Annotated in this window: 30 protein-coding genes, 3 tRNA genes and 3 pseudogenes; 11 read left to right on the top strand and 25 right to left on the bottom strand. The window is 48.7% G+C overall.

Annotation, left to right across the window (positions count from 1 at the left end; translation table 11 throughout):
- The 21 genes and pseudogenes from OGV94_RS24915 to OGV94_RS24815 all read right to left on the bottom strand — a co-directional run.
- Positions 1-116 (bottom strand): annotated as a pseudogene (locus OGV94_RS24915) (lysozyme); the annotation flags it as partial.
- Positions 88-366: a phage holin gene (locus tag OGV94_RS24910; protein ID WP_016150496.1), complete on the bottom strand. Its 279-nt coding sequence runs from the start codon at positions 364-366 to the stop codon at positions 88-90. The pseudogene OGV94_RS24915 and the gene OGV94_RS24910, both read right to left, overlap by 29 nt.
- A 288-nt stretch (positions 367-654) precedes the next feature.
- Positions 655-729: transfer RNA gene (locus OGV94_RS24905), tRNA-Gly, on the bottom strand.
- Positions 730-806: 77 nt separating this feature from the next.
- Positions 807-882, bottom strand: a tRNA-Thr gene (locus tag OGV94_RS24900).
- 2 nt (positions 883-884) lie between these two features.
- Positions 885-961, bottom strand: a tRNA-Arg gene (locus OGV94_RS24895).
- 157 nt (positions 962-1,118) lie between these two features.
- Positions 1,119-1,808, bottom strand: coding sequence for a bacteriophage antitermination protein Q (locus OGV94_RS24890; RefSeq protein ID WP_065554619.1), 690 nt, complete (start codon positions 1,806-1,808; stop codon positions 1,119-1,121).
- A complete protein-coding gene (locus tag OGV94_RS24885) occupies positions 1,805-1,942 on the bottom strand; it encodes a YlcG family protein (RefSeq protein WP_016156248.1) in 138 nt (45 codons plus the stop codon). Before OGV94_RS24885 ends, OGV94_RS24890 begins: the two co-directional genes overlap by 4 nt.
- A complete protein-coding gene (locus tag OGV94_RS24880; RefSeq protein ID WP_065554618.1) occupies positions 1,939-2,550 on the bottom strand; it encodes a recombination protein NinG in 612 nt (203 codons plus the stop codon). Before OGV94_RS24880 ends, OGV94_RS24885 begins: the two co-directional genes overlap by 4 nt.
- Positions 2,551-2,552: 2 nt before the next feature.
- A complete protein-coding gene (locus tag OGV94_RS24875; RefSeq protein WP_200012843.1) occupies positions 2,553-2,759 on the bottom strand; it encodes a hypothetical protein in 207 nt (68 codons plus the stop codon).
- The gene (locus tag OGV94_RS24870; protein WP_200012841.1) at positions 2,759-3,358 is read right to left on the bottom strand and encodes a DUF1367 family protein; all 600 of its coding nucleotides are present in this window, start codon (positions 3,356-3,358) and stop codon (positions 2,759-2,761) included. The genes OGV94_RS24875 and OGV94_RS24870 overlap by 1 nt, the downstream gene beginning before the upstream one ends.
- Before the next feature lie 34 nt (positions 3,359-3,392).
- A complete protein-coding gene (locus OGV94_RS24865; protein WP_001568777.1) occupies positions 3,393-3,641 on the bottom strand; it encodes a hypothetical protein in 249 nt (82 codons plus the stop codon).
- 112 nt (positions 3,642-3,753) lie between these two features.
- Positions 3,754-3,987 carry a DinI family protein gene (locus OGV94_RS24860; RefSeq protein WP_200000768.1) on the bottom strand — a complete coding sequence of 78 codons (234 nt, stop codon included), beginning with the start codon at positions 3,985-3,987 and terminating at the stop codon, positions 3,754-3,756.
- Positions 3,988-4,331: 344 nt separating this feature from the next.
- The gene (locus tag OGV94_RS24855) at positions 4,332-5,861 is read right to left on the bottom strand and encodes a recombinase family protein (protein ID WP_200000555.1); all 1,530 of its coding nucleotides are present in this window, start codon (positions 5,859-5,861) and stop codon (positions 4,332-4,334) included.
- 167 nt (positions 5,862-6,028) lie between these two features.
- Positions 6,029-6,496: a DUF550 domain-containing protein gene (locus OGV94_RS24850; RefSeq protein WP_200000553.1), complete on the bottom strand. Its 468-nt coding sequence runs from the start codon at positions 6,494-6,496 to the stop codon at positions 6,029-6,031.
- Entirely contained in the window at positions 6,493-7,227 is a 735-nt protein-coding gene (locus OGV94_RS24845) for a DNA-methyltransferase (RefSeq protein ID WP_087051077.1), read from the bottom strand. The genes OGV94_RS24850 and OGV94_RS24845 overlap by 4 nt, the downstream gene beginning before the upstream one ends.
- A 1-nt stretch (position 7,228) precedes the next feature.
- A pseudogene (locus OGV94_RS24840) lies at positions 7,229-7,543 on the bottom strand (ead/Ea22-like family protein); the annotation flags it as partial.
- Between the two features lie 80 nt (positions 7,544-7,623).
- The gene (locus tag OGV94_RS24835; RefSeq protein WP_071684485.1) at positions 7,624-7,935 is read right to left on the bottom strand and encodes a hypothetical protein; all 312 of its coding nucleotides are present in this window, start codon (positions 7,933-7,935) and stop codon (positions 7,624-7,626) included.
- 18 nt (positions 7,936-7,953) lie between these two features.
- The gene (locus OGV94_RS24830; protein WP_227093158.1) at positions 7,954-8,703 is read right to left on the bottom strand and encodes an ATP-binding protein; all 750 of its coding nucleotides are present in this window, start codon (positions 8,701-8,703) and stop codon (positions 7,954-7,956) included.
- A 2-nt stretch (positions 8,704-8,705) separates the two neighbouring features.
- Positions 8,706-9,584 (bottom strand): LvrA C-terminal domain-related protein, encoded by an 879-nt coding sequence (locus OGV94_RS24825; protein ID WP_286524677.1) that lies wholly within the window; start codon positions 9,582-9,584, stop codon positions 8,706-8,708.
- 149 nt (positions 9,585-9,733) lie between these two features.
- Positions 9,734-10,273, bottom strand: coding sequence for a toxin YdaT domain-containing protein (locus tag OGV94_RS24820; protein ID WP_097724860.1), 540 nt, complete (start codon positions 10,271-10,273; stop codon positions 9,734-9,736).
- Positions 10,274-10,275: 2 nt separating this feature from the next.
- On the bottom strand, positions 10,276-10,500 hold the full coding sequence (locus tag OGV94_RS24815; protein ID WP_171859123.1) for a transcriptional regulator: 225 nt from the start codon (positions 10,498-10,500) through the stop codon (positions 10,276-10,278).
- Between the two features lie 13 nt (positions 10,501-10,513).
- On the opposite strand from OGV94_RS24815, the gene OGV94_RS24810 reads away from it, so the two are divergent.
- From OGV94_RS24810 to OGV94_RS24800, 3 genes are all read left to right on the top strand, one after another.
- Positions 10,514-10,981, top strand: coding sequence for a helix-turn-helix domain-containing protein (locus OGV94_RS24810; protein WP_286518679.1), 468 nt, complete (start codon positions 10,514-10,516; stop codon positions 10,979-10,981).
- 88 nt (positions 10,982-11,069) lie between these two features.
- The gene (locus OGV94_RS24805; protein ID WP_200000544.1) at positions 11,070-11,810 is read left to right on the top strand and encodes a HipA family kinase; all 741 of its coding nucleotides are present in this window, start codon (positions 11,070-11,072) and stop codon (positions 11,808-11,810) included.
- Positions 11,807-12,625: a DUF3037 domain-containing protein gene (locus OGV94_RS24800; RefSeq protein ID WP_200000542.1), complete on the top strand. Its 819-nt coding sequence runs from the start codon at positions 11,807-11,809 to the stop codon at positions 12,623-12,625. Before OGV94_RS24805 ends, OGV94_RS24800 begins: the two co-directional genes overlap by 4 nt.
- A gap of 27 nt (positions 12,626-12,652) precedes the next feature.
- Here OGV94_RS24800 and OGV94_RS24795 read toward each other — a convergent pair whose 3' ends face one another.
- Positions 12,653-12,859 carry a hypothetical protein gene (locus OGV94_RS24795; RefSeq protein WP_200000540.1) on the bottom strand — a complete coding sequence of 69 codons (207 nt, stop codon included), beginning with the start codon at positions 12,857-12,859 and terminating at the stop codon, positions 12,653-12,655.
- A 390-nt stretch (positions 12,860-13,249) separates the two neighbouring features.
- Between OGV94_RS24795 and OGV94_RS24790 the strand changes: the two genes are divergently transcribed.
- From OGV94_RS24790 to OGV94_RS24765, 6 genes and pseudogenes are all read left to right on the top strand, one after another.
- Complete coding sequence (locus tag OGV94_RS24790; RefSeq protein ID WP_001568763.1) at positions 13,250-13,456, top strand: hypothetical protein; 207 nt, start codon at positions 13,250-13,252, stop codon at positions 13,454-13,456.
- 11 nt (positions 13,457-13,467) lie between these two features.
- Positions 13,468-13,629, top strand: a complete 162-nt coding sequence (locus tag OGV94_RS24785) for a YdaE family protein (protein WP_200000538.1) — start codon at positions 13,468-13,470, stop codon at positions 13,627-13,629.
- A gap of 21 nt (positions 13,630-13,650) precedes the next feature.
- Positions 13,651-14,003: pseudogene (locus OGV94_RS24780) on the top strand (DNA breaking-rejoining protein).
- 126 nt (positions 14,004-14,129) lie between these two features.
- On the top strand, positions 14,130-17,114 hold the full coding sequence (locus OGV94_RS24775; RefSeq protein ID WP_200013017.1) for a RecE family exodeoxyribonuclease: 2,985 nt from the start codon (positions 14,130-14,132) through the stop codon (positions 17,112-17,114).
- Positions 17,115-17,125: 11 nt separating this feature from the next.
- Positions 17,126-18,172 (top strand): RecT family recombinase, encoded by a 1,047-nt coding sequence (locus tag OGV94_RS24770; protein ID WP_200013021.1) that lies wholly within the window; start codon positions 17,126-17,128, stop codon positions 18,170-18,172.
- A gap of 39 nt (positions 18,173-18,211) precedes the next feature.
- Positions 18,212-18,454, top strand: a complete 243-nt coding sequence (locus OGV94_RS24765) for a DUF4060 family protein (RefSeq protein WP_200013015.1) — start codon at positions 18,212-18,214, stop codon at positions 18,452-18,454.
- Between the two features lie 238 nt (positions 18,455-18,692).
- Here the strand turns inward: OGV94_RS24765 and OGV94_RS24760 are convergent, their stop codons facing one another.
- Entirely contained in the window at positions 18,693-19,886 is a 1,194-nt protein-coding gene (locus tag OGV94_RS24760; protein WP_159137332.1) for a tyrosine-type recombinase/integrase, read from the bottom strand.
- A gap of 255 nt (positions 19,887-20,141) precedes the next feature.
- A complete protein-coding gene (locus tag OGV94_RS24755) occupies positions 20,142-20,315 on the bottom strand; it encodes a YciY family protein (protein WP_003020684.1) in 174 nt (57 codons plus the stop codon).
- 142 nt (positions 20,316-20,457) lie between these two features.
- Here OGV94_RS24755 and cls point away from each other — a divergent pair, with 142 nt between their 5' ends.
- Together cls and OGV94_RS24745 are read left to right on the top strand one after the other, a co-directional pair.
- Positions 20,458-21,918: a cardiolipin synthase gene (cls, locus tag OGV94_RS24750; protein WP_003020687.1), complete on the top strand. Its 1,461-nt coding sequence runs from the start codon at positions 20,458-20,460 to the stop codon at positions 21,916-21,918.
- A gap of 34 nt (positions 21,919-21,952) precedes the next feature.
- On the top strand, positions 21,953-22,282 hold the full coding sequence (locus tag OGV94_RS24745) for an HI1450 family dsDNA-mimic protein (RefSeq protein ID WP_286524670.1): 330 nt from the start codon (positions 21,953-21,955) through the stop codon (positions 22,280-22,282).
- Positions 22,283-22,319: 37 nt separating this feature from the next.
- On the opposite strand, the gene OGV94_RS24740 is transcribed toward OGV94_RS24745, so the two are convergent.
- Entirely contained in the window at positions 22,320-23,156 is an 837-nt protein-coding gene (locus tag OGV94_RS24740) for an ion transporter (protein ID WP_043016134.1), read from the bottom strand.

Raw genomic sequence — 23,156 nt, 5'->3', positions numbered from 1 at the left:
TTACCCTCTTTCTCATCCAGAAACTGATCGAGAATCACGGGCGCGGAAGCCCCGGCAAGAATCAAACCAACGACCGCTGCGCTCAGTTTATTCTTCAGCTTTGGTGACATTGCCATTAAGTCGGTCCTCCCTTTCCTTTTGCCTGTAATACCAGTTCACTGCACAGGTGATTACCGTGCATGCGATACCGACAATAATCGCCCAGTCGCTCAGGCTTAACCCTGCAATTCTGTCGGCCAACATCCAGGACACCTCTTTTGCTGTTTTAGCTGTTTCGGCATATGCCTTCGCTGATACACCGCAGCCGGTCAGCGTGGTACCTGTTCCATATGAAAGTCTGCTGTAAATGGTGCTCATTCTGGTCATAGCCTCACCTCCGATTTTTCGGATGGCGCTGTGTGTGATGAAAGGGTCAGGCTTCACGGGCTGGATTTATCAACAAAGCACGTCACGGATGATTCCCGTGAGCCTGAAATGAAAAAGGCCACGCAATGCGCAGCCTTTATGACGAGAGTTTTATTGTTCAGAGGCACTCCATCCAACAAACCACCCACGGTTATCAGGATTTTAACGGAGTGCTTTTGGATGAGCGCTGAACCAAAAGGTCAGTATTTTTACACAGCAATTTTGCAAAAAGCAGCGACCATTCAAAAATGGAGCGGTCAGCGGGAATCGAACCCGCTTCATCAGCCTGGAAGGGTGAGGTAATAGCCATTATACGATAGCCGCTGTTTTGCGGGTCTGTTCCCCACAGTCACCGCTTGCCTTATTTAGAGTCATGCTCGGACTGACTATCCATTGGATTCTGGTGCCGACTACCGGAATCGAACTGGTGACCTACTGATTACAAGTCAGTTGCTCTACCTACTGAGCTAAGTCGGCGTTGGTCCGCCACCGAGGACTTGAACCTCGTACCGTCAACTTAGAAGGTTGATGCTCTATCACGATGAGCTAGTGGCGGCACAGCACATGAGTGGTAAGTAGCCATGTGCCTCTATTTTATCAGTCAGTACCAGAAACGCAAAAGTCCAAGGCGTTAACCTCGGGCTCGAAAACTCATTTACTGCCAGTGCATACAACAATGGCACAATATCAGATTTACACGAAATATATGCGTTTCAATCCAGTTTTGCAAGACTTACATCCAAATTTGTCGCCTTTTGTTGTGAACGTGATCGCGTTACCTGCAATAATGCGTCGCAATCCAGTCGCTGGTAGATACGCCTCATATCCACCCAGCGGTCCGTAAACGTCTCTGACCAGTTCTTTGGGTTTACGCCCACCAGCTCTGCCAACTTCTGGTATTCGTACGTCTCCCGCCCAGCCAACTCCGCCTTCACATCCTGCGCCGCCAGCCAGATAAGCTGACGTAAACGGCCTATCGTCTTCTTCGCTACTCGCTTACCTTCCAACTGCGCGCTGAATTGTTCCCACGCCCACCGGGTGATCGTCTCCTGATGCTCCCAGCGGATGTTTTCACTGTAGTTCCACAGCAGCCATGCCTTTTGATATTCGTCCAGAGACAGCAGAGCACGGCGCCACGATGCGGTGGAATATTCAACCGGCTGCACCAGGGGAATATGTGAACCCTTGGCATGTGATTGTTTGCCCGGTATTGGTGGGTTATCCAGCGTAATCATTTTCCCGGTCACTTCATCCAGCACTCGAGGCTTTTTACGTTTAAACGTTCCCGTATCGAACTGCGCGTTTTCAAGCCACGCCATCAACTGCCCTTTCGTCGCACCACTTAAATCGGCGGTGGCCACCATCAACTGCTGGCGCACGTATTCGAGAAATTGAGTATTCATACTGCACCGCCTATGGTTTTGATGTAGTTCTTCAGTATTCGGTAATCCGTCAGCACAGAGCCCGGAAAGTGGTATAAGCGCAATCGTTGCCAACGAACGCGGAGGTGATCGGCAAAATAGGATTCGAATGTCATGCTGCCTCCTGCTTTTTCAGCGCGCGCAGGTCAGCCAGCGCGGTCAGTCTGATTTCCTTCAGTTCTTCAATAGTCCAACGATGCGGAGCGTTATTGTTCTCGAGCGCTAGTACCAGCTCTTCGCCATAACGTTCCACCAGCGCGGCTCGGTATGCTTCGATGTTCCCGGATTTGTAGACGTTGCAGACATCACACTGAAGATGGATGTTGAAGCGAGTGAAGCGCAGATGCCCAGCGGCTGCCGTAGTCCGATAATGGCCAGCATGCCAGGCGAACGCCGTTTTAGTTCCGCAGGAAATGCAGCCCCGCCCCTCTGCCAACTCCTTCTCGCGGCAAATGTCATTTACGGCGCGCTGCGTCAGGTCAATCCAGTGCTTCAGCGGCTTAGCTGCAGCTTTACGCTGGCGCCAGGCGGCTCGCTCTTTTTTCTCAGTGGCGCGCTTTTTGGCAGACTCCTTGCGCTGTGCTGCCTCCCGGGCTTTTCTGGTCTGCTCCTTGCCGACGGCGCTGGCGCACTCGTAACCGCAAACGGTCTGGGTTTCACGCACCGGATGGAACCATTGGCGACATTCCTTATTGGCACACTTACGGCGAGGTAACTTAGCCATGCTCACCCCCAGACCTTTTGCCGAAAGGTTCGTGGTGTACGCGCCGGATGCTCGCATTCAGGTAATTTTGCGCTAACAGTCCAGGTGATATTGTCGCGGTTCAGGCTGCGTTCTACCATGGCACCACGACGGCGATAACTCGCCACCAGCTCGTCTGCCTGCTCGGTTGTGCATTCGTGATGGTGGAACCAAGAAAATTTCATCGCCATCACCCCGCAAAGCTCATAAGCTGCGCAGCGGCGTTTTCCGCTTCTCGCTGAGTCTTGAATGCCCGGGACAATACCCAGCGCCACAGAACATCAAGCGCGGCTTTGTACAGTTGCTGGAACTCAGTTTCATCCATGTTGGCAAAGGCAATACTGCGAGGGTGTTTGCGAAGGGTACCGTCGGGAAGCTGAATTGCATCGTAGTGGCCGGATTCGACAATTACCCATGAACGGTAAGCATCAAAAGATTTGCAGACACTGATACTTCCTGCACGTCTGTCAGCGATTCGATCGAGGTATTGCTCTGCAGCATCAAGCAGCGCCCCTTCGTTTCCACCAAATGCTGCGAGGAATTTAGCGTACCCGGTCACCAATTTTCTTTCGTTGGAAGAGATCGCCCCGCCAGTAGGTTCCCAGTATTCAAACCCGAGATTAAGGAGCGCAAAGAAACGGCGATGGAATGCGGGATTCCTCACCTGACGAAATTCGGCTACCAGTACGGCGCCAAGTTTGATTTTTGATTGCAGAATATCGCTGGTCTCCGGCGTCGCGGGGATCAGGATTCCTGAAGACTGCTTGATGAGTTGTAGTTCGTGCGCCATGGTTTCTCTCCGTGGCGCAGTAGGTTACGGTTGTTCAGACCGTTGATTTCATATTATCAGAAGGTGGGGTTACCCGGTAGCCGAGACGGTGAATAAACTGCATAAAACCATTAGGAGTAAAGACCTCTTCATCATCCAGCAAAGGCCGCATAGAAACCATGCCATTGACGCGATAAATTAGATGCCTGCCCGATGAAGGAAAGCTAAACACCACGCAGCCGTCAGACCTTCTTACAATGTCATACCAGTTGTCTTCTGACGTTTGCAAAGCTGAATCACTCACATTTATGTTCTCCCTTCGAGCGACATACAGACGCGATTAAAGAATGTCGGCAGCAGCATCAAAGGGATACACATTTTGGTATTCTGATAAATGCGCGCCGGCTAACCCAAGTTCAGTAAAACCAGTCGTCGGCGCTTTCCCATGTTTCCTGCAGGATTTCCTCCACCTTAGTTTTATCGCCCTTATCGCCACCAAAAACAGTCAGGCTATCACCGCCAGCTCTGCGGATAACCAGAGAACAATTTTCATACTGATTATGAAGTCGTTTAAGCAACTCTTTCTCAAGTGCGGGTATGGCGCCGCGCGGCAGGTCTTTTGATTTGTTGATGGTAAGTTCTATCTTCATAATTCCCTCTACATCAATATACTGTACATTCATACAGTATACCTATTGAACCTCATATTCAAGTGGTTAATAGCACTTTTCGCCAAAGCCATGCCGTTGTATACGCTGAGTTTTTCCGAGTATTTGGAATTTACTAAATCAGTTACACAGGGGCTGAAAGGAGCGAAAACCCGTCCAGAACTTGATTTATATGGCTACCTCAGTGCCTGAACGGGGTTTGGTATAGTCATGCCATATGGAGAATCATTCAGGTAAGTGAATCTCTCCAGCTACATTGCAAATAGTAAGAATGCAGCTTATCGATAGAGTGCGCACACGTTATTAGATATGTGTTTATTAAGACTCTAAAAGTAAACAGTGTTTTCATCCATATACTTCAAAGTTGAAATAATACTGTCCGCACGACATCTCTTACTTAGTGGGAAATTTTTGAAAACAAGACCATTTGTAAAAAAAATGTCACATTGCTTCGTCTCTGTATCTATATAAACTTCCCTGAATGATTTAAAAGCAAGTCGCCTGCATATCTCCCTATCTTCTTTTAGTGACAAATTTAGCTCTTTACTCCCGCGACTTTTATCCTTCTTAGCTTTATTTTTCAGAACTTTGATTGTAGTTTCGATTTTCTTTAACTTACGATCCAGTTCACGAACTTTACCAGCCAAAACGTTTACTTCAGGAGCTATTGTAAGTGCCTGTACGAGACTGTTTATTTGAAACTGCAAATCAATGCTATTTTTTTCTAATGTTTCCTGCAAACTTACCTGATTTGACTCAATCTGTAACTTATCAAAATTGAAAAGTATCTCTTCAATCAGATTAACATCGACAAGTTCTCTTTTAATCGATGGACTCTTACACCGATGAAGCCTTCTCATAGGGCATACATAATAACCTTTTCCAGATTTACTAACTGCAGTGATAATCATGGTATTCCCACAACATTTACACTTCATCACGGTTCGCAGCAGGTTTATAAGATATGGGTTACCGCTGTGAGAGTTGAAACCGAATGGAGACAATCGCACCTCCTGAACAGCATAAAATTCATCATCAGTAAGGACTTTGGGGTAATAATCAATTATTTCATTAACGCCTTTTGCACGTCCTCTATATGTTGGTCTGCAAATACCAATAAGTGCTTTGTTACCAAGGATTTTTTCGATAACAGAGGGACTCCACTCACCAGGGGTACCAGTCATATTTTCAATCAACCTGTCATTAAGGTATTTAGTAATAGCTGTCAGAGATTTATTTTCTTTACGTAATGAAAAAATTTTCTTAATCACCTTCACCTTTGATTCTATCACTTCAAAATGGCTGTAGTCAGGACTGACTCTTAACCAGCGAGGACATGCTTTTGTCATTATCCTACCGTTTAACTCGGCCTCATCCCTTTTCTTTTTCCATGAGAGCCTCACCCTGCTTGATTTTATTTCGCTCTCTTCATTAGCTCTCTGAGCAATTAGAATTGCTTTGATGAGTGCATAGGGGTCATCGAGAGATTCCTCAGAATATTGGGTATTATCACTAAGTGTGATGACATCAACACCACATTTTAAGATATATTTTAGTCTTTCTGTAGCCTCTCCGATTTTCTCTCGAGAAAGCCGGTCCAAACTTTCAACGAGTAAAACTGTACCAGGAATGATGAGCCCATTCTCCAGAGCATCAATAAACTCACTAAATGCACCTTCTCTTGCATGTTTCCCCTTAAAAGCACTTAATCCCAAATCTTCATATGTGGTTGGGTCAAGAGTATATTGCGGATTATTTTTAAGCCAATCATCTATTAGTTTTTTCTGTCTCCTTAATGAATCCCCTTTGTCCTGATTTGCTGACGAGAAGCGCATGTAAGCAATGGCCTTTTTCATATATACCTCATTTTCAATGTACACACTTTATAAGACCATTAACTTTTAATTTATGATGAAATTTTCCAGAATTTTACGATGTAAAATATCTTATTCTTACCAACCTTGATAAAAGCAGGATTTTCAGTCAGATGAAACGTTTTATAGCGTATTACAGTTGGGTTCCATCACTTCTCTCCCTGATGCTGTTCAGTTTTGATATGCAGTCGCGGTTCTCCGTCTTTCGGCTCTGGCCATTGGCGCTGTTTGTTAACAGCCAGCTTTTCTACCATCGCCTGGTTAATCTGCTCGTCACTGATACCGGCACGACGTTGCGCATCCCATAACAGGAATTGCATGTCAGCCCATTCGCTCAGGTCGCCTGGTTCCGCAGCAGCCTCGAGCGCTTCTTTGGAAAGGTGATTCAGCGGACCAACTGGACCGACATCGCCGAAAGTAGCCTGTGACCATACCGCATGCTCACGACGTACCAGTTCGCGGGCAAACACCCCAGCAATCACCTTCACAGCATCAGCCATTGCGTAGCCGAGATTGCCGCCGTCGCTTTGTGCTGTTGCTTTGCTGAGTATTTCGCTTATCTGGCGCAGGCGATCGAGTGACACAGGACCGTGCGCCGGGTGGTTGTTAGTTGTCATGCTGCATACTCCTGTTTAATTCCCATGCGCTGGCATGCGGTTTGGAAAATTGTGGCGTCTTTCTCAATGCCGATAAAATTTCGCCCAGTCTGCTGGCAGGCAACACCCGCGGTACCACTACCCATTGTGAAATCCAGTACCGTATCACCAGGATTGCTGTACGTTTCGATAAGATACTGAACCAGTGCGAGTGGCTTCTGAGTCGGATGATAGTTTCCCGTTTGTTTGTCGCTCGAGAAGAACTGAACATCTCTCGGATACCGCTGAGTTGAATCGTATTCTGTCAGCGACAGAGCCTTACCGTAGCACTCTGAATTGACGGTCTTTCTCTTACTGGTCTTGCGTGTGTGGCCATCGGTCATCTGCGGGTTGTAGGTCGGCTGGCGGCGGTAAAAAACCTCGATATTTTCATGTGCGCGAAGCGGCTGCTTTTTGGCATTCAGAAATCCCGTGGCGTTTCCCTTTTCCCACACCCATTCCGCACGCCAGTCTCGTAAGTTGCTGGCAACCAACACGCTGGTAAAAGGCTGAGCGGAAAACAGCACGATAGCCGCTGTTGGATTGGCTATGCGGTAGAGTTGCTGCCACATAACCTGCAGGTCTAGCACCGAATCCCAGCGGCACTGGGTAGTGCCGTAGGGAATATCAGCGCAAACCAGATCAACGGTACCGTCTTCAAGTTGTGGGAAGACGTCGAAACAGTCGGCATTGCGAAGAGTTACTTCTGCCATCTCACTCACCCTTCACGCCAAAGCCAGCGGCGGCACGTTCAGCTTCACTTTGTTCCCAAAACCACTTGTGAAGTGCCATCAACTCTTCGTTAATCGGTGCATATTTGCGGTCAAAGTAGGCCTGAGCATCTTTCTCAGATTCGTCAGGCAATTCACCAGGCCCAAACAGGGTGTTATAAATCCATGACAGCCCGTTCTTAGCGTCGCCAGTTGCCTGCCATTCGATAATCGCTGCCTGCATGACCAGGATGTTTTTCCCGATTAACAAGTCCAGTTCTTTGTACCGGTTGCGGATGTATTCATTCTCCAACGCCAGCTCCCTGCACTTGCTCTCTGCGTTAGCGAGCTGTACCGCCTGTTCGAGCACCTGCTGTTCAAGTTGTTCGTATGTTGGTTTCATGCTGATGCTCTCCCGTAAAACGCCAGTACACGCTGCATAGCCGGACTTGTGCGGCATACGGATGTGACCATGTTTTTTCTCACTTTCGATTTGAGTTGCTTGATATTCTGCTCGCCACCGGGCTGAAGCGAATAGACCGGGCGATGCGGCTCGCCAGTGCGGATTACTACCGTTTTGCGTACCAGGTGAAGCAGCAGGTTGTGTGCCTTCTTGCAATCGCATCCCAGCAGTCTCTGAACCTGACGCGGCGTTACGGTCTGGTTAACCTGAAGAAAATCGACAATTGCCCACAGTGATTTGCTTGCCATAGTGATTTGCCCTCGAAGTTATTTAACGATCCGGAGATGGCTAACGTTCTTGCGATAGCTGCCCCAGTCAAAGTTCACCCACATTCCGCCATCCATCTGGAGACGGTCGATAACCCGCGCGCCCAACGCTCCGAGAAGTTCTTCGTGGTTCAGGTTCGTCAGGATCCCCACCGGACGCATCGACGACAGGCGACGGTCGATAACCTGATTCAGAATGACTTTCTCGCCGTTGCTTCCGCGCTGAATACCGACTTCATCCAGTACCAGCAGATCGACTTTGCAGAGGTCATCCAGAAGCGAAGCCTCTGACTGCCCACCGTCGTAGCACTCGCGAACGCGTAGCATCAGGTCAGGGATAGTGACGACCAGCACGCTATGCCCGCCAGAAAGCAAATGATTTCCGATTGCTGCAGCGAGATGGTTTTTCCCGGTACCAGGGCCACCGCTAAACACGAAGCTCGCGAACCCAGCACCGAAATTCTGTGCGTAGCTCTTTGCCATCGTGAAGGCTTTGCGCTGCCCTTCCCCAGATACCTGGTAATTCGCGAACGTGCAGCTGCGATGTAGGCTTTGGATTCCTGAGCGGCCAAAGATTTTCTCTGTCCGGGCTTTCTGATTCAGCTTGTCCAGTTCTTCACACCGCTTCAGGCCTTCTTCCCGTTGCCACGCCAGCAGCTCTGCTGCGCTGGTGAACTTCGGCTGAACGCCTGGTGGAATGAGTTTTTTCAGGCGCTCAAGCGCACTTCCTGTACCAACCATGTTTTTCATCGTTACCCCCTGAATCCGGTCGGAATCGCTTTATCGGGCTGAGAAATTTTGTTCGGATCCCTTTTTCCATCTGGCGCCGCGAAAGACCACGACTCTTCGTAGTGCTTTGAGGGGCCAAAAAACGTGGATGCCTGTTTCACATACTCGGTGTTAAGTTTCCCAGCGGCAGTTACGTAATCCGCGTATCGCCGAACACCATCAGTAAGCTCCTGCACTGTTGCGCCGGATTTAATCCGTGCAGTCCAGGCTTTGAACGCATCAGTCTTGCTGTTACCACCAGCGCGTTTGGGGTATTCCTGCCACGCCAGTTCAAAATCATCCGGGTAAGTATTTCTCCCCCGGGGAATGGCCGAGCCATGCCCCAAAATATCTTTATCCTGATCTTGTTCCTGATCCTGTTCCTGTTCCTGATCTTGGCTTCGTAGCCCCTTCGAAGCCCCTTCAGAAATTTGGCGCGATTCACGTTTTAAATTGAGGTGAAAATCTGTTTTATAACGTTCATAAAATGATGATAAAAAAGGGTTTTCAGGTAATGACATATATTCATTCCTGACACCAGCACAGCGGTTATCCCCTGGCTTCAGCGATCGACCAACCTGATAAGCGGCCATTTCATGCACCCAAACCATCTCAGTGTCCTCGTCATAGCTACAAAATCCCGCTTCAATGGAGCTTTTTAGCCCCTTCGAAGCCCCTTCCAAGCCCAGACCCGTTTCATGGGCTATGTACAGAATTGGCAAGTAATACAACCCGAGCATGTTTGCGTGTGGCGAGGTCATCAGATAGAACGAGACCACCTGCGCCTCCGCGCCTTGTTTCCTCAGTTCTCGGCCTGTTTTTCCAAGCCAGAACTGAGGCGCAACGGTTGCGTAATCACGCATAAAAACCTCTTAATCGCTAAAGTGGCGGCCCATCTATCTTTCTGAAGGCTGATTTTTCTGACATAATTTCCTCGCAATAAGTACGCAACGAATTGCACCTGAAAGCCGTTGGTGTTCGCGCACCGCGGCTTTCGCCATTTTTGAACCGGTCATATAGCCCCCAGCATCATCTGCACCATCTCCATCAGTGGACCGGTTAACCCAGGGTCAACGCGGTACATTTCCACGATCCCCTCGCTCAGCTCTTTCAGCTTCTGATGTCGTGGAGCATCCATCGCGACAGCAATCTTCGCTTCGCTGGTTTCCTTCTCCAGCCTTGCCAGACGAGCCATTACGTTGTCTTCTGGTAGCAGACGATTGCGGTATTCAATCGGCAGGACAGCGAGGATTGCCGGAGTCAGCTGGCGAACGTTTTCGCGGTACCGTTCGCTGTTGAAATGGTTATCCAGAAAGCGGAAAAGCTTCTGACGCTGTCGGCTGAGGTCATCAGGGAAAGTGATCTCGTCTCCCCCTTGAGCCTGGTACTCTTCGATGATCAGAGCAGAAACGACATCCTGACCATCTACACCCGCCCACGCACGAACGGCATCGCGGATCTGGTCATGTTTATCTACCGAGACAGGTTGATTGCGATTTATCATCGCAGCCGGTTGATATCCGCTATTTTGATGAAGTGATAGTGATTGCACGTTTACGTCCTCGTTTCTTGCACTGGTAAGGCATCGGTTGGATTGGGATATAAGTCAGGCCGCAACTCATGCGGGGTGACTCCCGTAAGCTCAAAAACAGAGCGAATGTGATCGGGCGGAATGCCAGTTTTTTTCCAGTTGGAAATTGTCATTTTTGAAAATCCAAGCGCTCTTCCGAGTGCCGCACCTGTGCCGAACTTTTGAATAGCTTTCTCAATACCAGTCATAGGACCTCCTTAGATGGAAAAAGTAAAGCATCATTTTACCAATGAGTCAATCGTTGAATGCCTACCTACTGGTAAAGCAATCATTTACACTAGTGAAATGAGCGAAAACACAATGACTGCTGGGCTGATCTCCAGGCTTACAGAACTGAACCGGAAAGGTTTCTCTAAAACAGAGATGGCCAGGGTTGCTGGTGTCAGTAAGCAGGCTGTTTCCAGTTGGTTCAAAACAGGAAGAATCAGCAAAAGTTCTGCATTAGCGGTTGCTGATGCAGCTGGGGTATCCGTCCCCTGGTTACTTGGCGAGGATGTCGGGGAGAAGGATGGCCTTAAGCCTGACGAACAGCGCCTGCTGGAGCTCTACCGCCAACTGCCAGAAGAAGAACAAAAAAATATGCTCCGCATCTTCGCCATTCGCCTGAAAGAGCTGGATGAGTTGTATGAGAAGTACATGAAGGGGCGGATTCGGTCACAACAAGATTGATATCACTTAGAGTTAGTAGTAATTGCAGTGAAATCAAGTATGTTACATATGGTCTGGATTCAAACTTACATAAGGAATGGTATTGCCAATGCCAGGCAACATCTTACACGTAACATCCTATACTCGAAGAATGAATGATGGGATTACTCAACCATTTCTTTGTGGTTGCGATGATGGAAATTCATACATCGTTAAAGGGCGACCGAAACTGCGTCGGTCTGAGTTAGCGGCTGAATGGATATGTGCTTCTTTAGCCCAAGCGATAGGACTACAAATTCCACAGCATTTCATAGTCGATGTTGATGCACAGCTTATTGAGTTTATGCCTGATTTACGTGGACAGTTGGATCCAGGTTTAGCGTTTGCCACAGCCTATATTGAAGGTGCTTCTACGCTGAATCTTCAACAGGCCAGAAATGCAGTGAACATCAGTGACCAGAAGAAAATTTACTTTTTTGACCGCTGGATATTGAATACTGACAGGTCTTTGACCGAGCATGGTGGTAATGTCAACATAATCTTCGATGCGTTGAATAATAGGCATTACCTGATTGACCACAACCTTGCTTTCGATCAATCTGTAACTGCCGATGAGTATGATGTCCACGTTTACTCACCAAGTAGAAGACAATGGACATACGATCTAGTTGATTATGAGGAACTTCAAGATTTATCTATAGCTGCATACAACACCATAGATTCAATAATCGATGAAATTCCGCCAAGCTGGCTAGCTGAAAGCGATGTTGAAAATAGCGTTTTTTTTAACCAAATCAGAGACTCTCTCGCGAAGATTAATGAACGTGAATTTTGGAGTAGTGTGATATGACCACCCCATGCCTATACAGCATAATTAGGTATGCACCATATGCGGAAACTGAAGAGTTTGCTAATGTGGGCGTGGTCCTGTGCGCTCCCAAAAAGAACATCTTTTGTTATCAGCTCACGCAAAGCAATAATGCGAGAATTAAGAATTTCTTCAAAGATGACATCATCTTCCCTCATGCAAAGGATGCAATCGGTCGAGAACTGAGTTTTGCACAAGAACAAGCAGCAACTCTCCATTCACCAGAGAGACTGGCAAACTTCTTTAACTATCTGATTGCCAGAAAAGAATCTGTAATTTATTTCAGCTCTTCAAGAGTGGTAATGGCGGACGATCCCGAAGCTTTAACTATCAAATTGTTTAACAAATTCGTTAATCATTCCGAGGTTACTAAAGAGTCGCGGGAGTTAATTTTGACCCGTGAACTTAGAAATAGATTCTCTCATTACAATGACTTAAAGAATGCACTTAAAAAAGAGACCCTTGGTGGCGAGTTAACAAGGTTTACTATCCCATTTGTTGCTAAACAAGAGGGTGATGTGGTTTGTGCAATAAAGCCGATAACATTTACTCAGGATAAGCCTGAGAAAATGATGGAGCATTGTGACTCCTGGACTGCAAAAATACTCCGAGCAGCGAGCGAGCGTGTTTTGCAGTTGTCAGATGTTCTTTTCACGATAGACCCACCTGCAAATCCTAGTGCTTTAGAAGTTAAAGCTATGCAGGAAATTAGAAAAACTTTCACAATCAACCAAATAAGTCATGTTGATTTCAGAGATGAAAGTGCAATAGTTTCTTTTGCCAGACAGGCAATTTAAGGTTAACCCGGTCAGTGTGCCGGGTTTTTATTGCCCTTTTTTCACCATAGCAGCTGCATCCCGCAATACACCTTTGTGAATCACATTTCCCACTGCCCTTCGCTTAGCCTCTAGGCTATTCACAATTGCATCACGGCTGATCACTATCCCGTTAGCTATCAGACTGACAACTGCGCCACCAATCTCCCCCGCAATAAACGCTGCGCGGTCTTCTTCCAGTTCGTCACGATCCATAACTCACCCTCATTGATGTTTTTTTAATCATATACATTTTAAGCCCACTTTCGCAGCAATAATCTGCATAAATTTCGCACAGGTACAGCATCACTTTACTTTATTAATCCGCAATACTTGACTAAAAAGTAAAGTGGTGTTTTACTCTGTTCATCAACACAACCATCGAGGCAGGACGCCCACGAAGTAGCCGTCCGGGGCATACGAAGACCGGAATGAGGTGGTGAGATTAACGCGCAGTAGGTTTGAAACGTTCCGCCAGCCTGGCGAAAAGGGCAAAGCACAGGAGTGAGCTTCGCGGTGGTGAACTGCAGAGTTAAAACGCTCAACCGTGAAGATCAGCGTCACGGCACCACCAGCGAAGTTCACTCAGAAAAACTGGAGAACATCATGGTTCATCAGCACTACGGTACACAGACAGTAAACCGCGGCGCAGTTCAGCCGGGGATGCTCGTCAAACACAAAGACTCAACCTGGACGGCATCAGCTAACGCTCGCGGACGTTTGTATCTGCATCGCGGCGTAGAAATGACTTACACCAAGGATTTGCTGGTTGAAGTTTATCTGAACGGTCTGGGGCATGGACTCAGCCACTAGCGGAGGATGTCATGTTAGACAAGAAATGCGGATATTGCGGCAAGCCGGTTAAAACGGAAGAGGTAGTCAAAAGCACCCTTCTCTATCGCAACGGCTCACAGCTGGCGCGCAAAGAGAAAGAGTATTGTTCCAAGCGCTGTGCTTCTTACGACCAGATGGCGCACGAAGGCTAAATAGCAGTCCCGAAATATGAAATAAAAAATTCGCCATTAGTTTGGCGTGGGTTCTTACACCCTGAATAAACCAACAGGAATAATTTATGCAAATCGTAAAAGTCGAATTAAATCTGAAAGCAGTAAATAAAGAAATCGCTTTATTCAACTGCGAAAAGAAAGTGTCTGGTGTTATTCACTCAACCAAAAACGGTGCAACAACCGTCGTTCTCGATGGCGGCTATGTGCTCGGTCAGTTCGATTGCCCTCACTGTGCAGTAACAGCTATTTCACTGCTTGCGGTTCAGGTAAACGATGGCGATAAGGCCGGGTTTGGTAACTACCGCAGCTACAAACTCGATTACTCAGAAAGAGTTTTCATCACTGTTCATTAAGAAAACGCCCACCGAAGCGGGCGTGCCCTGTCCGGTCCAACCGACCAAAGCGTACCGGACATAACAACCTGATATATCGGGGTGCTGTTAAGGCACCTCCATTCTACACGAATCGAGGATAAAGTAATGAGTGGAACTAATCCTGTATTTTTAGTCCGCAGAGCAAAAAAGCAATCCGGTAATAAAGATGCGGTGCTCTGGTGCAGCGATGATTTTGAGGCTGTAAATGCAACGCTGGATTATTTGTTGATTAAAACTGGCGCGAAGCTGAAAAATTATTTCAAAGCTGTAGCCACTAATTTCCCTGTCGTTAATGAGTTGCCTCCAGAAGGCGAACTCAGCTTAACGTTTTGCGATTTCTACCGCCTCCGCGACGACAATATGACATGGGAACAAATCCCAGGTGTTACGTTGCCCTCTTCTGATGCGGCCGCCGAAGCACGACAGCATATCGTTAACGGTGTTGATACCTCCACCGGAGAAATTGTCGATCAATCTCAGTTAGACCAGTCTGACAACAATGGCCTGGACGTCGATGAATACGACGATGAATACACCCGGTACCCGATCGTTCAGATGCCCTTCCGTAAGCAACTATTGTCCCAGTTCACATCCAATGCGCTTCGTCATCATCTCACTCAGACAGAGCATAAAGAGATAGTCGGTCTGGAAATGGATACCGATAACGGATACGTCCAGAACCTGATACTTGCAGCCGAAAGTGTCGAAGGTATCAAGAAACTCGACATGCCGTTCCTCTGGAAATATACGAAAGCAATGAAGGACGTATTTGATCCAGAAAAACGCCACGAGCTTTCTCTTATGTTGCATTTTTCTAAAGCCTGGATTGAAACCACGCATATTGATCGCGGCACCTTAGTAAAAGAGTGGATTGCCGGGAACCGCATCAGCAAGGTGTTGCCACCAAACACGCCGGAGAAAGCGCCAGAGAAAAAAGAAAAGTTACCGACAGTGACGGCAGAACGCTACAAACGCGCCGTTGCTCAAACAGTTTATAACCTGAATGTTGAATCCTGTATTGCCCGTATGTATCTCGACGCGGAACCTGGTTCAGTCACGATCGAACAGTTAAAAGCGGCGAAAAATCTCATCGATTCTCGGGATGATGTGCAGGCAAAAGTCATCAAAGTCATTTCTCATATTAACGACATCCTTGAATACGATGCCCTCTCCATTTTCGGCGTCACTCGCGCTATTGACTGGACTGACTGCCTGAATATCGGTCCTGTAATACTTCGAGATCAGGCGCGTAAGTGGCTGGCAGAGAACGGCATCTATTCCAACGGTAAGAAGTCGAACGGCTATAGCGAATGGGAGGAAGATCCACGCGCGGCTCGCCACTCCGAAACCCAATCTAAGGAAGAAATTGGTAAGCAACTTGCTGCTCAGCGTGGAGAGTTCGTCGAAGGTATCAGCGACCCTGACGATCCGAAATGGGTAAAAACTGAAACAAGCCAGCACTCTACAGAAACAGAACTGGTTAAAAATGTCGGCAACGGAATATTCGACGTTACGGCTTTGCTGCAAAACTCTGCAACTCATGGCACGAAAAAGCCTAAGGAGACCACCAGCGATGTGCAGATGGAAGAAATTGTCAGTGATGAAGACCAAACTTGTGATGAAGTGCAGTCAGGCGAAAGCAGTCTGGAAACTGGTGAAGAGTCACATACCGGCCAGCAGGCCGATGTAAACCCAAATACGGATTCTGTCGCCCAAAATAGCGATTCTGTAAACCAAACTGAACCAGTTTTGGCACAAACCGAGCCAGAAGCACAATCTGACGAACCAGCTGTTGCGTACCCCGCTTACTTCGAGCCAGGCCGCTATGAAGGTCTGCCGAATGAGGCTTATCACGCTGCCAACGGCATCAGCTCAACACAGGTTAAAGACGCTCGTGTTTCACTGATGTACTTCAATGCGCGTCACGTAGAGAAAACCATTATCAAAGAACGTTCTCCTGTTCTGGATATGGGTAACCTGGTGCATGCGCTGGCGTTGCAGCCAGAGCAGCTCGATGAAGAGTTCAGCGTTGAACCGATGATCCCGGAAGGCGCGTTCACCACAACGGCAACAATCCGCGCGTTTATCGATGAGTACAACGCAGGTCTGCCAGCACAGCTGAGCGCTGACGACATCAAAGCATTGCTGGAAGAATACAACGCCACTCTGCCTGCTCAGGTGCCACTGGGTGGTTCAGTCGAGGAAACTGGCCAGAGCTACATGTCTCTGCCCGAAGAGTACCAGCGGATCGAAGCGGACCAGAAGCAGACCGCCGCGGCGATGAAAGCCTGCATCAAGGAATACAACGCCACCCTGCCTGCTCAGGTGAAAACCAGCGGTAGCCGTGATGCGTTACTCGAGCAACTGGCAATCATCAATCCTGACCTGGTTGCACAGGAGGCGCAAAAGCCTCAACCGCTGAAAGTGTCCGGTACCAAATCAGACCTGATACAGGCCGTGAAGTCTGTTAATCCGGACGCCGTCTTCGCCGACGAACTGCTGGATGCCTGGCGTGAGAATCCGCAAGGAAAAGTGCTGGTCACCCGCCAGCAACTGTGCACCGCACTGGCCATTCAGAAAGCCCTGCTCCAGCACCCAACCGCCGGGATGCTGCTTCAGCACCCGAGTCGCGCCGTTGAGGTCAGCTATTTTGGCTTTGACGATGAAACCGGTCTGGAAGTCCGCGTTCGTCCAGACCTTGAGATCGACCTGGACGGCGTGCGCATTGGTGCCGACCTGAAAACCATCAGCATGTGGAACGTTAAGCAGGAAGGCCTTCGCGCCAAACTGCACCGGGAAATCATCGACCGTGACTATCACCTGAGCGCCGCCATGTATTGCGAGACCGCGGCACTGGACCAGTTCTTCTGGATTTTCGTCAACAAAGACGAGAACTACCACTGGATCGCCATCATCGAGGCATCCGCCGAACTGCTGGAGCTGGGCATGCTCGAGTACCGTAAATCAATGCGCGCTATCGCTACCGGCTTTGACACTGGCGAATGGCCAGCGCCGATCACCGCTGATTACACCGACGAACTGAACGACTTCGACCTGCGCCGCCTTGAAGCGCTGCGCACTCAGGCATAAGGGGAATGATGATGGAAAAGACCAACGTTGCAGTTGTTGAACATAACGAACCGAACACGATGAATAACACATCCCTGCTTCTGAATATCGACGTCATGGATCGCATGATGAAGCTAGCAGAGGTGATGTCTCAGGGCGTAGCGACAGTACCGAAACATCTACAGGGAAGACCTTCTGATTGCCTGGCAATAATAATGCAGGCCGCTCGTTGGGGTATGGACCCATTTGTTGTAGGACAGAAAACACACCTAGTTAACGGGGCTCTGGGTTATGAAGCACAGCTTTACAACGCTTTAATCACCAGCTCCAAAGTTGTACACGGGCGATTTAAATACGAGTACGGCGGCGAGTGGGAAAAAATTGTTGGCAAAAAAGACGGGCGTGATGAATCAGGTTTGTTTGTTCGTGTCGGAGCAGTCCTTCGAGGCGAGACAGAGGTGACCTGGGGAGAGCCAATTTACCTTGCTGATATTACTACGCGAAATTCCCCTTTGTGGAAAACCGCACCTAAACAGCAAATAGGTTATTTGGCCGTCAAGTATTGGGCGAGGACTTACTGCCCTGAAGTCACAATGGGTGTTTATGACAGAGAAGATCTGGAACAACGAACAGAGCGCGAAATTAACCCTGCACCAATACAACGAATGAGCGCTGCTGAAATAGCAGGTGACACCGTCACAACCACGCAGAGCGCGCAGGAGTCGTCGGTAAATATCGACTCACTGGCTGATGATTTCCGCGAGCGTATAGATGCCGCACAGGATGTTGATAGCGCCAAAGCGCTGCGCGCTGATATCGAAAGCGCGAAGGTTACGCTGGGTTCAGCCCTGTTCACTGAGCTGAAGAACAAGGCGGTGAAACGTTATTACCTGGTTGATTCACGTAACAAGGTTGAGGCAGCGATCAACTCCCTACCGTCTCCGGACGAACCGGGTGCCGCAATGCGTTTCGGGGAAGTTGAGCGAGTTCTTGCAACGGCGAAACGTCATCTGGGCGACGAGCTGCACGATCAGTTCAGCATCACCCTAGCGGATATGAAACCGGAATACGTTGGCTAACTGAGTTGGGAGGGTCCGCCCTCCCACTGAGGAGATGTAATGCGACTAATTAACCGAGCCAATCAGCAGTCTCCGTTAGCGCGTCAGGCATGCGACATCGCGCTGGCCACTCATCACGAACGCTACGGCGACTACGGACGCAGCAAGATGAAGGAAAAGTACACGGTGAGAGTTGAAGGTGTGAAGGTCTGGGTGGAGGTAGTGAACCGCAAAGCGAGCTACGTGGCCACGGCGATGACAGGCATGCGCAGATTGCGAGCGCTGCCGGGTCAGGTGAGTTGATATTACTTTTATAAATGGCTCAGTACGGGCTATTGGAGAAAAACGATGGATGATATTTTGCTGACGTCAGACCTGACCAGTCGATACAAAATCTCACGTAAAACCCTTTGGTCATGGCAAAGCACAGAAACTATGCCGCGGGGTTTTGCGAAGCCGTTCCCTGCTCCTGATTTTCCTGGTAACCCAAACCGCTGGAAGTCGGAGTCAGTCAAAGAGTGGGAAGGTGTGAAACAGCCAATTAACTGAATGGCTCACCAATGATACTTTCAAGATGGCTCTGCCAAACGTGGAGCCAGTGTTTTTGGTCATCGATGTAGTCGTGCAGATTGTAGTGAGCCATTACACCGACCATCTGATGACCAAGTAGTTTTTCAATCACATGCGGCGGACAGCCAAGTTCTGAAAGGTTTGTCGCGATCGTTCTTCTCATATCATGAAGAGACCAGGGTTCCATTCCCGCAGCGGACCAGATATACCTTGCGTAATTTGAAGCGACTGGCGGATGTACTGGGACATCTTTGATTTCGCCATCCAGTAAACGCTGTGAGGTGACTAAGTGTTTTGTGTTGATCTTCTCAATATGATTTTTGACCAACCCTACCGCCGCTTCAGAGAGTGCCCTTCTCATATGCACTCGCGTTTTGTAACTACCGGCCGGAACTATCCATTCATTTTCATTCAGTCTAAACCACGACCTTTCGCTTAATCGAATTTCTGCCGTTCTACAGCCGGTCAGCATAATAAACTTCACAAGAAATACGGACTCTATCGACATGCGATTTTGCAGCCAGCGATAAATTGCCACCAGTTCACTATCATCCAGACGCCGCGTTCTCTTTTTCGGCTTTTGCCCGACATCAGTGGGTAGCAACCCCTCAAGCGGGTTAGTCGATATAACGCCCCTGTTGATACAGAACCTGAATGAGCGCTTGCACAGTGAAAGCATATAGTGGGCCATTACCCTGCTTTCAATCTGATCAAATACATCTATCCAGTGCATTTTTGTCGAGTTATCGACTTTGACGTTCCGCATCGGTTCGGCGATATGTTTGGCGAATACCAGCTGATAATAATCCGTCTTTGTGAGTTGATTCGCGATGCAGTGTTTCTCGATCCAATAATCGAAGGCTTCAGCCACTGTCATAGAACCTTCGCGAGATAATTTTTCCAGCTTCACTTGCTCGCGAGGATCTAAACCTTCAGTTAGCCACGTTCTGAACTGTTGACGCCTTTCCCTTGCCTGAACAATGCTCATTGCTGGATAATCACCGACATTGAGTTTTACAGCTTTACCAGCCCATCTGTATCGATAGAAGAAAGAAACTTTTCCAGCCTGGCTGATCCTTGCGTTGAGTCCGTGAGAATCTGAAATGGTTTCGATATCATCGCGCTTCTTGCCAAGGGCCTTCCTGAGCTTTGTGTCAGTGATCATTGAATGGGTACACATTTGGCTTTTGAGTACGCAAAAGTGTACACAAAACTCGTTGCTCTAAGCTACCCGCAATGTAACACTTGTACTCAAAGTGTGATGATTGGAAGGCCGAAAGGCAGGTAATAGAAGGCTTTAGCGTAACAGAACGTTTTTACGCGGAATTCTTCGAAATAGGCCGAATGACAATACAAAAAAGTTTTTTAAAAAACAGAACAAAAAGCAGACATTGGGCACCGCCAGCGGTGCCCTTTTAGATCAGATACTGTGGATCGCAAACAGCAACGAGTTGCGTTGATGGTTGAGAATGCACTTTCTGATAGTGTGGATACGCATATTACGACGCGATTGTCCTTCAAGCCAACGTGCTTTACGGCGGCTAGCCTGACGCAGCATCCGCCAGCGTCCCACTTCCGTTCTACTACGCTTCATGTTTACTACTCTTTCAGTCACTGAGTGGCCATTATAACGCCACACCAAATGCAGACCAGCGGTTTTCCCGTGTTTTTATTTGCCAGATTAATCCTGATGCGTAAACTCTTAACAATACGCTTTCAAAAGGATTTTTAAATTTATGACAACCTTCTACACCGTGGTGAGTTGGCTGGTCATTCTGGGTTACTGGGTACTCATTGCTGGCGTAACATTACGCATTCTAATGAAACGACGCGCAGTGCCCTCCGCAATGGCCTGGCTTTTGATCATCTATATTCTGCCATTGGTAGGGATCATTGCTTATCTGTCCTTCGGTGAGCTCCACCTGGGTAAACGTCGCGCGGAGCGTGCCCGGGCAATGTGGCCGTCAACGGCCAAGTGGCTGAACGATCTTAAAGCCTGTAAGCATATTTTTGCGCAGGAAAACAGCAGCGTCGCCTCATCCTTATTTAAACTGTGCGAGCGGCGTCAAGGAATTGCCGGCGTTAAGGGAAATCAGCTGCAGTTGCTCACCAGTTCAGATGACGTGATGCAGGCATTAATCCGTGATATTCAACTCGCGCGCCACAACATAGAGATGGTGTTCTACATCTGGCAGCCGGGCGGTATGGCCGATCAGGTCGCCGAATCATTAATGGCCGCCGCCAGACGCGGGATTCACTGCCGCCTGATGCTGGACTCGGCGGGCAGCGTGGCGTTCTTCCGTAGCCCATGGGCGGCGATGATGCGTAACGCAGGGATCGAGGTTGTTGAAGCGCTGAAAGTGAACCTGATGCGTGTGTTTTTACGCCGGATGGACCTGCGCCAGCACCGCAAAATGATCATGATCGACAACTACATTGCGTATACCGGCAGCATGAACATGGTCGATCCGCGCTTCTTCAAACAAGATGCAGGCGTTGGGCAATGGGTTGATTTGATGGCAAGAATGGAAGGCCCGGTAGCCACCGCTATGGGCATCGTCTATTCCTGCGACTGGGAAATTGAGACCGGAAAGCGCATTTTGCCCCCGCCACCGGACGTCAATATCATGCCGTTTGAGCAGGCCAGCGGCCACACCATTCACACTATCGCCTCGGGTCCTGGTTTCCCAGAAGACTTGATTCATCAGGCGCTGTTAACCGCAGCTTATTCGGCTCGCGAATATTTAATTATGACCACGCCCTACTTTGTTCCCAGCGACGATTTGCTGCACGCCATTTGTACGGCGGCGCAGCGTGGGGTCGACGTCAGTATCATTCTTCCGCGTAAGAATGATTCCCTGTTGGTTGGCTGGGCAAGCCGGGCCTTTTTCACTGAACTGCTGGCGGCAGGCGTCAAAATCTATCAGTTCGAAGGCGGTCTGCTGCACACCAAGAGCGTACTTGTCGATGGCGAGCTGAGCCTGGTCGGTACCGTTAACCTGGATATGCGCAGTCTGTGGCTCAATTTTGAAATCACGCTGGTCATTGACGATGCCGGATTCGGCGGCGATCTCGCCGCCGTGCAGGATGATTATATTTCGCGTTCCCGCCTGCTTGATGCCCGTTTGTGGGTAAAACGACCTCTCTGGCAGCGGATCGCCGAGCGACTGTTTTACTTCTTTAGCCCGTTGCTGTAAAACGTGCCCATCAGACAGTAAACAGGTAGTCATTATGGATATGGATTTGAACAATCGTCTGACTGAAGACGAAACGCTTGAGCAGGCTTACGATATTTTTCTCGAACTGGCTGTGGACAACCTCGATCCGGCAGATATCATTCTGTTCAATTTGCAGTTTGAAGAGCGCGGCGGTGCCGAATTATTCGATCCGGCAGAAGACTGGCAGGAGCATGTTGATTTTGACCTGAACCCTGATTTCTTTGCCGAAGTGGTGATTGGTCTGGCAGATACAGAAGATGGCGAGATTAACGATATTTTTGCGCGCGTTTTATTATGTCGCGAAAAAGATCACAAATTCTGCCATATTCTCTGGCGTGAATAATCAAACAAAAAAGCTGCTCTCGCAGCTTTTTTCATTTTTAGCCCGGTAGTTTACTTCCGCAGCGGTTACAAAACTGCGCGCTATGTTCGTGCTGCGCCTGCTGGCACTGGGGACATTTACGTTCATTCTGTCGATGCTGGAAAGCACTGCTCATGTGTGTGGTAATCAATCCCGTCGGTATCGCAATCACCGAGTAACCAATCAGGATAAGCACAGACGCGACCATACGTCCCAACGGCGTGTGAGGAGTGATATCGCCATAGCCGACGGTAGTGACCGTTACAATGGCCCAATACACCGACGCATTCAGCGTAGTAAAGCCATATTTTGGCCCTTCTATCAGATACATCATCGCGCCAAAAACCACCATCAGAATGGCAATAAAAGAATAGAACAGCATCAACTGATGCCGGGCGCTTTTTAACGCATTCCAGAACACACGCAGGGAAGGCATAAAGCGCAGCAACTTGAGAATGCGCAGGACGCGCAGGACGCGCATCGCCCGCCAGGCGAAGACATAACTCAGACTTATTTCAGGCCATAGCCACATCACATACAGTGGCAGAATAGTGGCCAGGTCGATTATCCCCCAGAAGCTAAACACATATTTAGCAGGGTTGGCCCAGCAGCATAAGCGCAGAAGATATTCGAGAGTAAAGACCAGAGTGATAAAGATCTCCAGCCAGACAAAAATATGCCACTCATCGTAAGTTAAATGGTATTGCGTCCCTACTCCGGACTCAATGAAGATAACAATAACGCTGAGCAAGGCGAACAGCGCGCACAGACCTTCAAAGCGACGCCCGGAACGGGTGTTTAAATCGAATAACTTGCGATAGAGCGCGCGGCGGACGGAAGAGACTAAACCTGGCAC

The sequence above is a fragment of the Citrobacter sp. Ce006 genome, from assembly GCF_030336535.1.
Taxonomy (GTDB): domain Bacteria; phylum Pseudomonadota; class Gammaproteobacteria; order Enterobacterales; family Enterobacteriaceae; genus Citrobacter; species Citrobacter europaeus.
This window is presented reverse-complemented; position numbering and strand designations above follow the sequence as displayed.

What these genes read in the sequence shown, in the direction of transcription:
- OGV94_RS24910 (WP_016150496.1), bottom strand. Translation starts at nt 366, where the DNA reads ATGACCAGAATGAGCACCATTTACAGCAGACTTTCATATGGAACAGGT.
- OGV94_RS24890 (WP_065554619.1), bottom strand. Translation starts at nt 1,808, where the DNA reads ATGAATACTCAATTTCTCGAATACGTGCGCCAGCAGTTGATGGTGGCC.
- OGV94_RS24885 (WP_016156248.1), bottom strand. Translation starts at nt 1,942, where the DNA reads ATGACATTCGAATCCTATTTTGCCGATCACCTCCGCGTTCGTTGGCAA.
- OGV94_RS24880 (WP_065554618.1), bottom strand. Translation starts at nt 2,550, where the DNA reads ATGGCTAAGTTACCTCGCCGTAAGTGTGCCAATAAGGAATGTCGCCAA.
- OGV94_RS24875 (WP_200012843.1), bottom strand. Translation starts at nt 2,759, where the DNA reads ATGGCGATGAAATTTTCTTGGTTCCACCATCACGAATGCACAACCGAG.
- OGV94_RS24870 (WP_200012841.1), bottom strand. Translation starts at nt 3,358, where the DNA reads ATGGCGCACGAACTACAACTCATCAAGCAGTCTTCAGGAATCCTGATC.
- OGV94_RS24860 (WP_200000768.1), bottom strand. Translation starts at nt 3,987, where the DNA reads ATGAAGATAGAACTTACCATCAACAAATCAAAAGACCTGCCGCGCGGC.
- OGV94_RS24855 (WP_200000555.1), bottom strand. Translation starts at nt 5,861, where the DNA reads ATGAAAAAGGCCATTGCTTACATGCGCTTCTCGTCAGCAAATCAGGAC.
- OGV94_RS24850 (WP_200000553.1), bottom strand. Translation starts at nt 6,496, where the DNA reads ATGACAACTAACAACCACCCGGCGCACGGTCCTGTGTCACTCGATCGC.
- OGV94_RS24845 (WP_087051077.1), bottom strand. Translation starts at nt 7,227, where the DNA reads ATGGCAGAAGTAACTCTTCGCAATGCCGACTGTTTCGACGTCTTCCCA.
- OGV94_RS24835 (WP_071684485.1), bottom strand. Translation starts at nt 7,935, where the DNA reads ATGGCAAGCAAATCACTGTGGGCAATTGTCGATTTTCTTCAGGTTAAC.
- OGV94_RS24830 (WP_227093158.1), bottom strand. Translation starts at nt 8,703, where the DNA reads ATGAAAAACATGGTTGGTACAGGAAGTGCGCTTGAGCGCCTGAAAAAA.
- OGV94_RS24825 (WP_286524677.1), bottom strand. Translation starts at nt 9,584, where the DNA reads ATGCGTGATTACGCAACCGTTGCGCCTCAGTTCTGGCTTGGAAAAACA.
- OGV94_RS24815 (WP_171859123.1), bottom strand. Translation starts at nt 10,500, where the DNA reads ATGACTGGTATTGAGAAAGCTATTCAAAAGTTCGGCACAGGTGCGGCA.
- OGV94_RS24810 (WP_286518679.1), top strand. Translation starts at nt 10,514, where the DNA reads ATGGAAAAAGTAAAGCATCATTTTACCAATGAGTCAATCGTTGAATGC.
- OGV94_RS24805 (WP_200000544.1), top strand. Translation starts at nt 11,070, where the DNA reads ATGCCAGGCAACATCTTACACGTAACATCCTATACTCGAAGAATGAAT.
- OGV94_RS24800 (WP_200000542.1), top strand. Translation starts at nt 11,807, where the DNA reads ATGACCACCCCATGCCTATACAGCATAATTAGGTATGCACCATATGCG.
- OGV94_RS24795 (WP_200000540.1), bottom strand. Translation starts at nt 12,859, where the DNA reads ATGGATCGTGACGAACTGGAAGAAGACCGCGCAGCGTTTATTGCGGGG.
- OGV94_RS24790 (WP_001568763.1), top strand. Translation starts at nt 13,250, where the DNA reads ATGGTTCATCAGCACTACGGTACACAGACAGTAAACCGCGGCGCAGTT.
- OGV94_RS24785 (WP_200000538.1), top strand. Translation starts at nt 13,468, where the DNA reads ATGTTAGACAAGAAATGCGGATATTGCGGCAAGCCGGTTAAAACGGAA.
- OGV94_RS24775 (WP_200013017.1), top strand. Translation starts at nt 14,130, where the DNA reads ATGAGTGGAACTAATCCTGTATTTTTAGTCCGCAGAGCAAAAAAGCAA.
- OGV94_RS24770 (WP_200013021.1), top strand. Translation starts at nt 17,126, where the DNA reads ATGGAAAAGACCAACGTTGCAGTTGTTGAACATAACGAACCGAACACG.
- OGV94_RS24765 (WP_200013015.1), top strand. Translation starts at nt 18,212, where the DNA reads ATGCGACTAATTAACCGAGCCAATCAGCAGTCTCCGTTAGCGCGTCAG.
- OGV94_RS24760 (WP_159137332.1), bottom strand. Translation starts at nt 19,886, where the DNA reads ATGATCACTGACACAAAGCTCAGGAAGGCCCTTGGCAAGAAGCGCGAT.
- OGV94_RS24755 (WP_003020684.1), bottom strand. Translation starts at nt 20,315, where the DNA reads ATGAAGCGTAGTAGAACGGAAGTGGGACGCTGGCGGATGCTGCGTCAG.
- cls (WP_003020687.1), top strand. Translation starts at nt 20,458, where the DNA reads ATGACAACCTTCTACACCGTGGTGAGTTGGCTGGTCATTCTGGGTTAC.
- OGV94_RS24745 (WP_286524670.1), top strand. Translation starts at nt 21,953, where the DNA reads ATGGATATGGATTTGAACAATCGTCTGACTGAAGACGAAACGCTTGAG.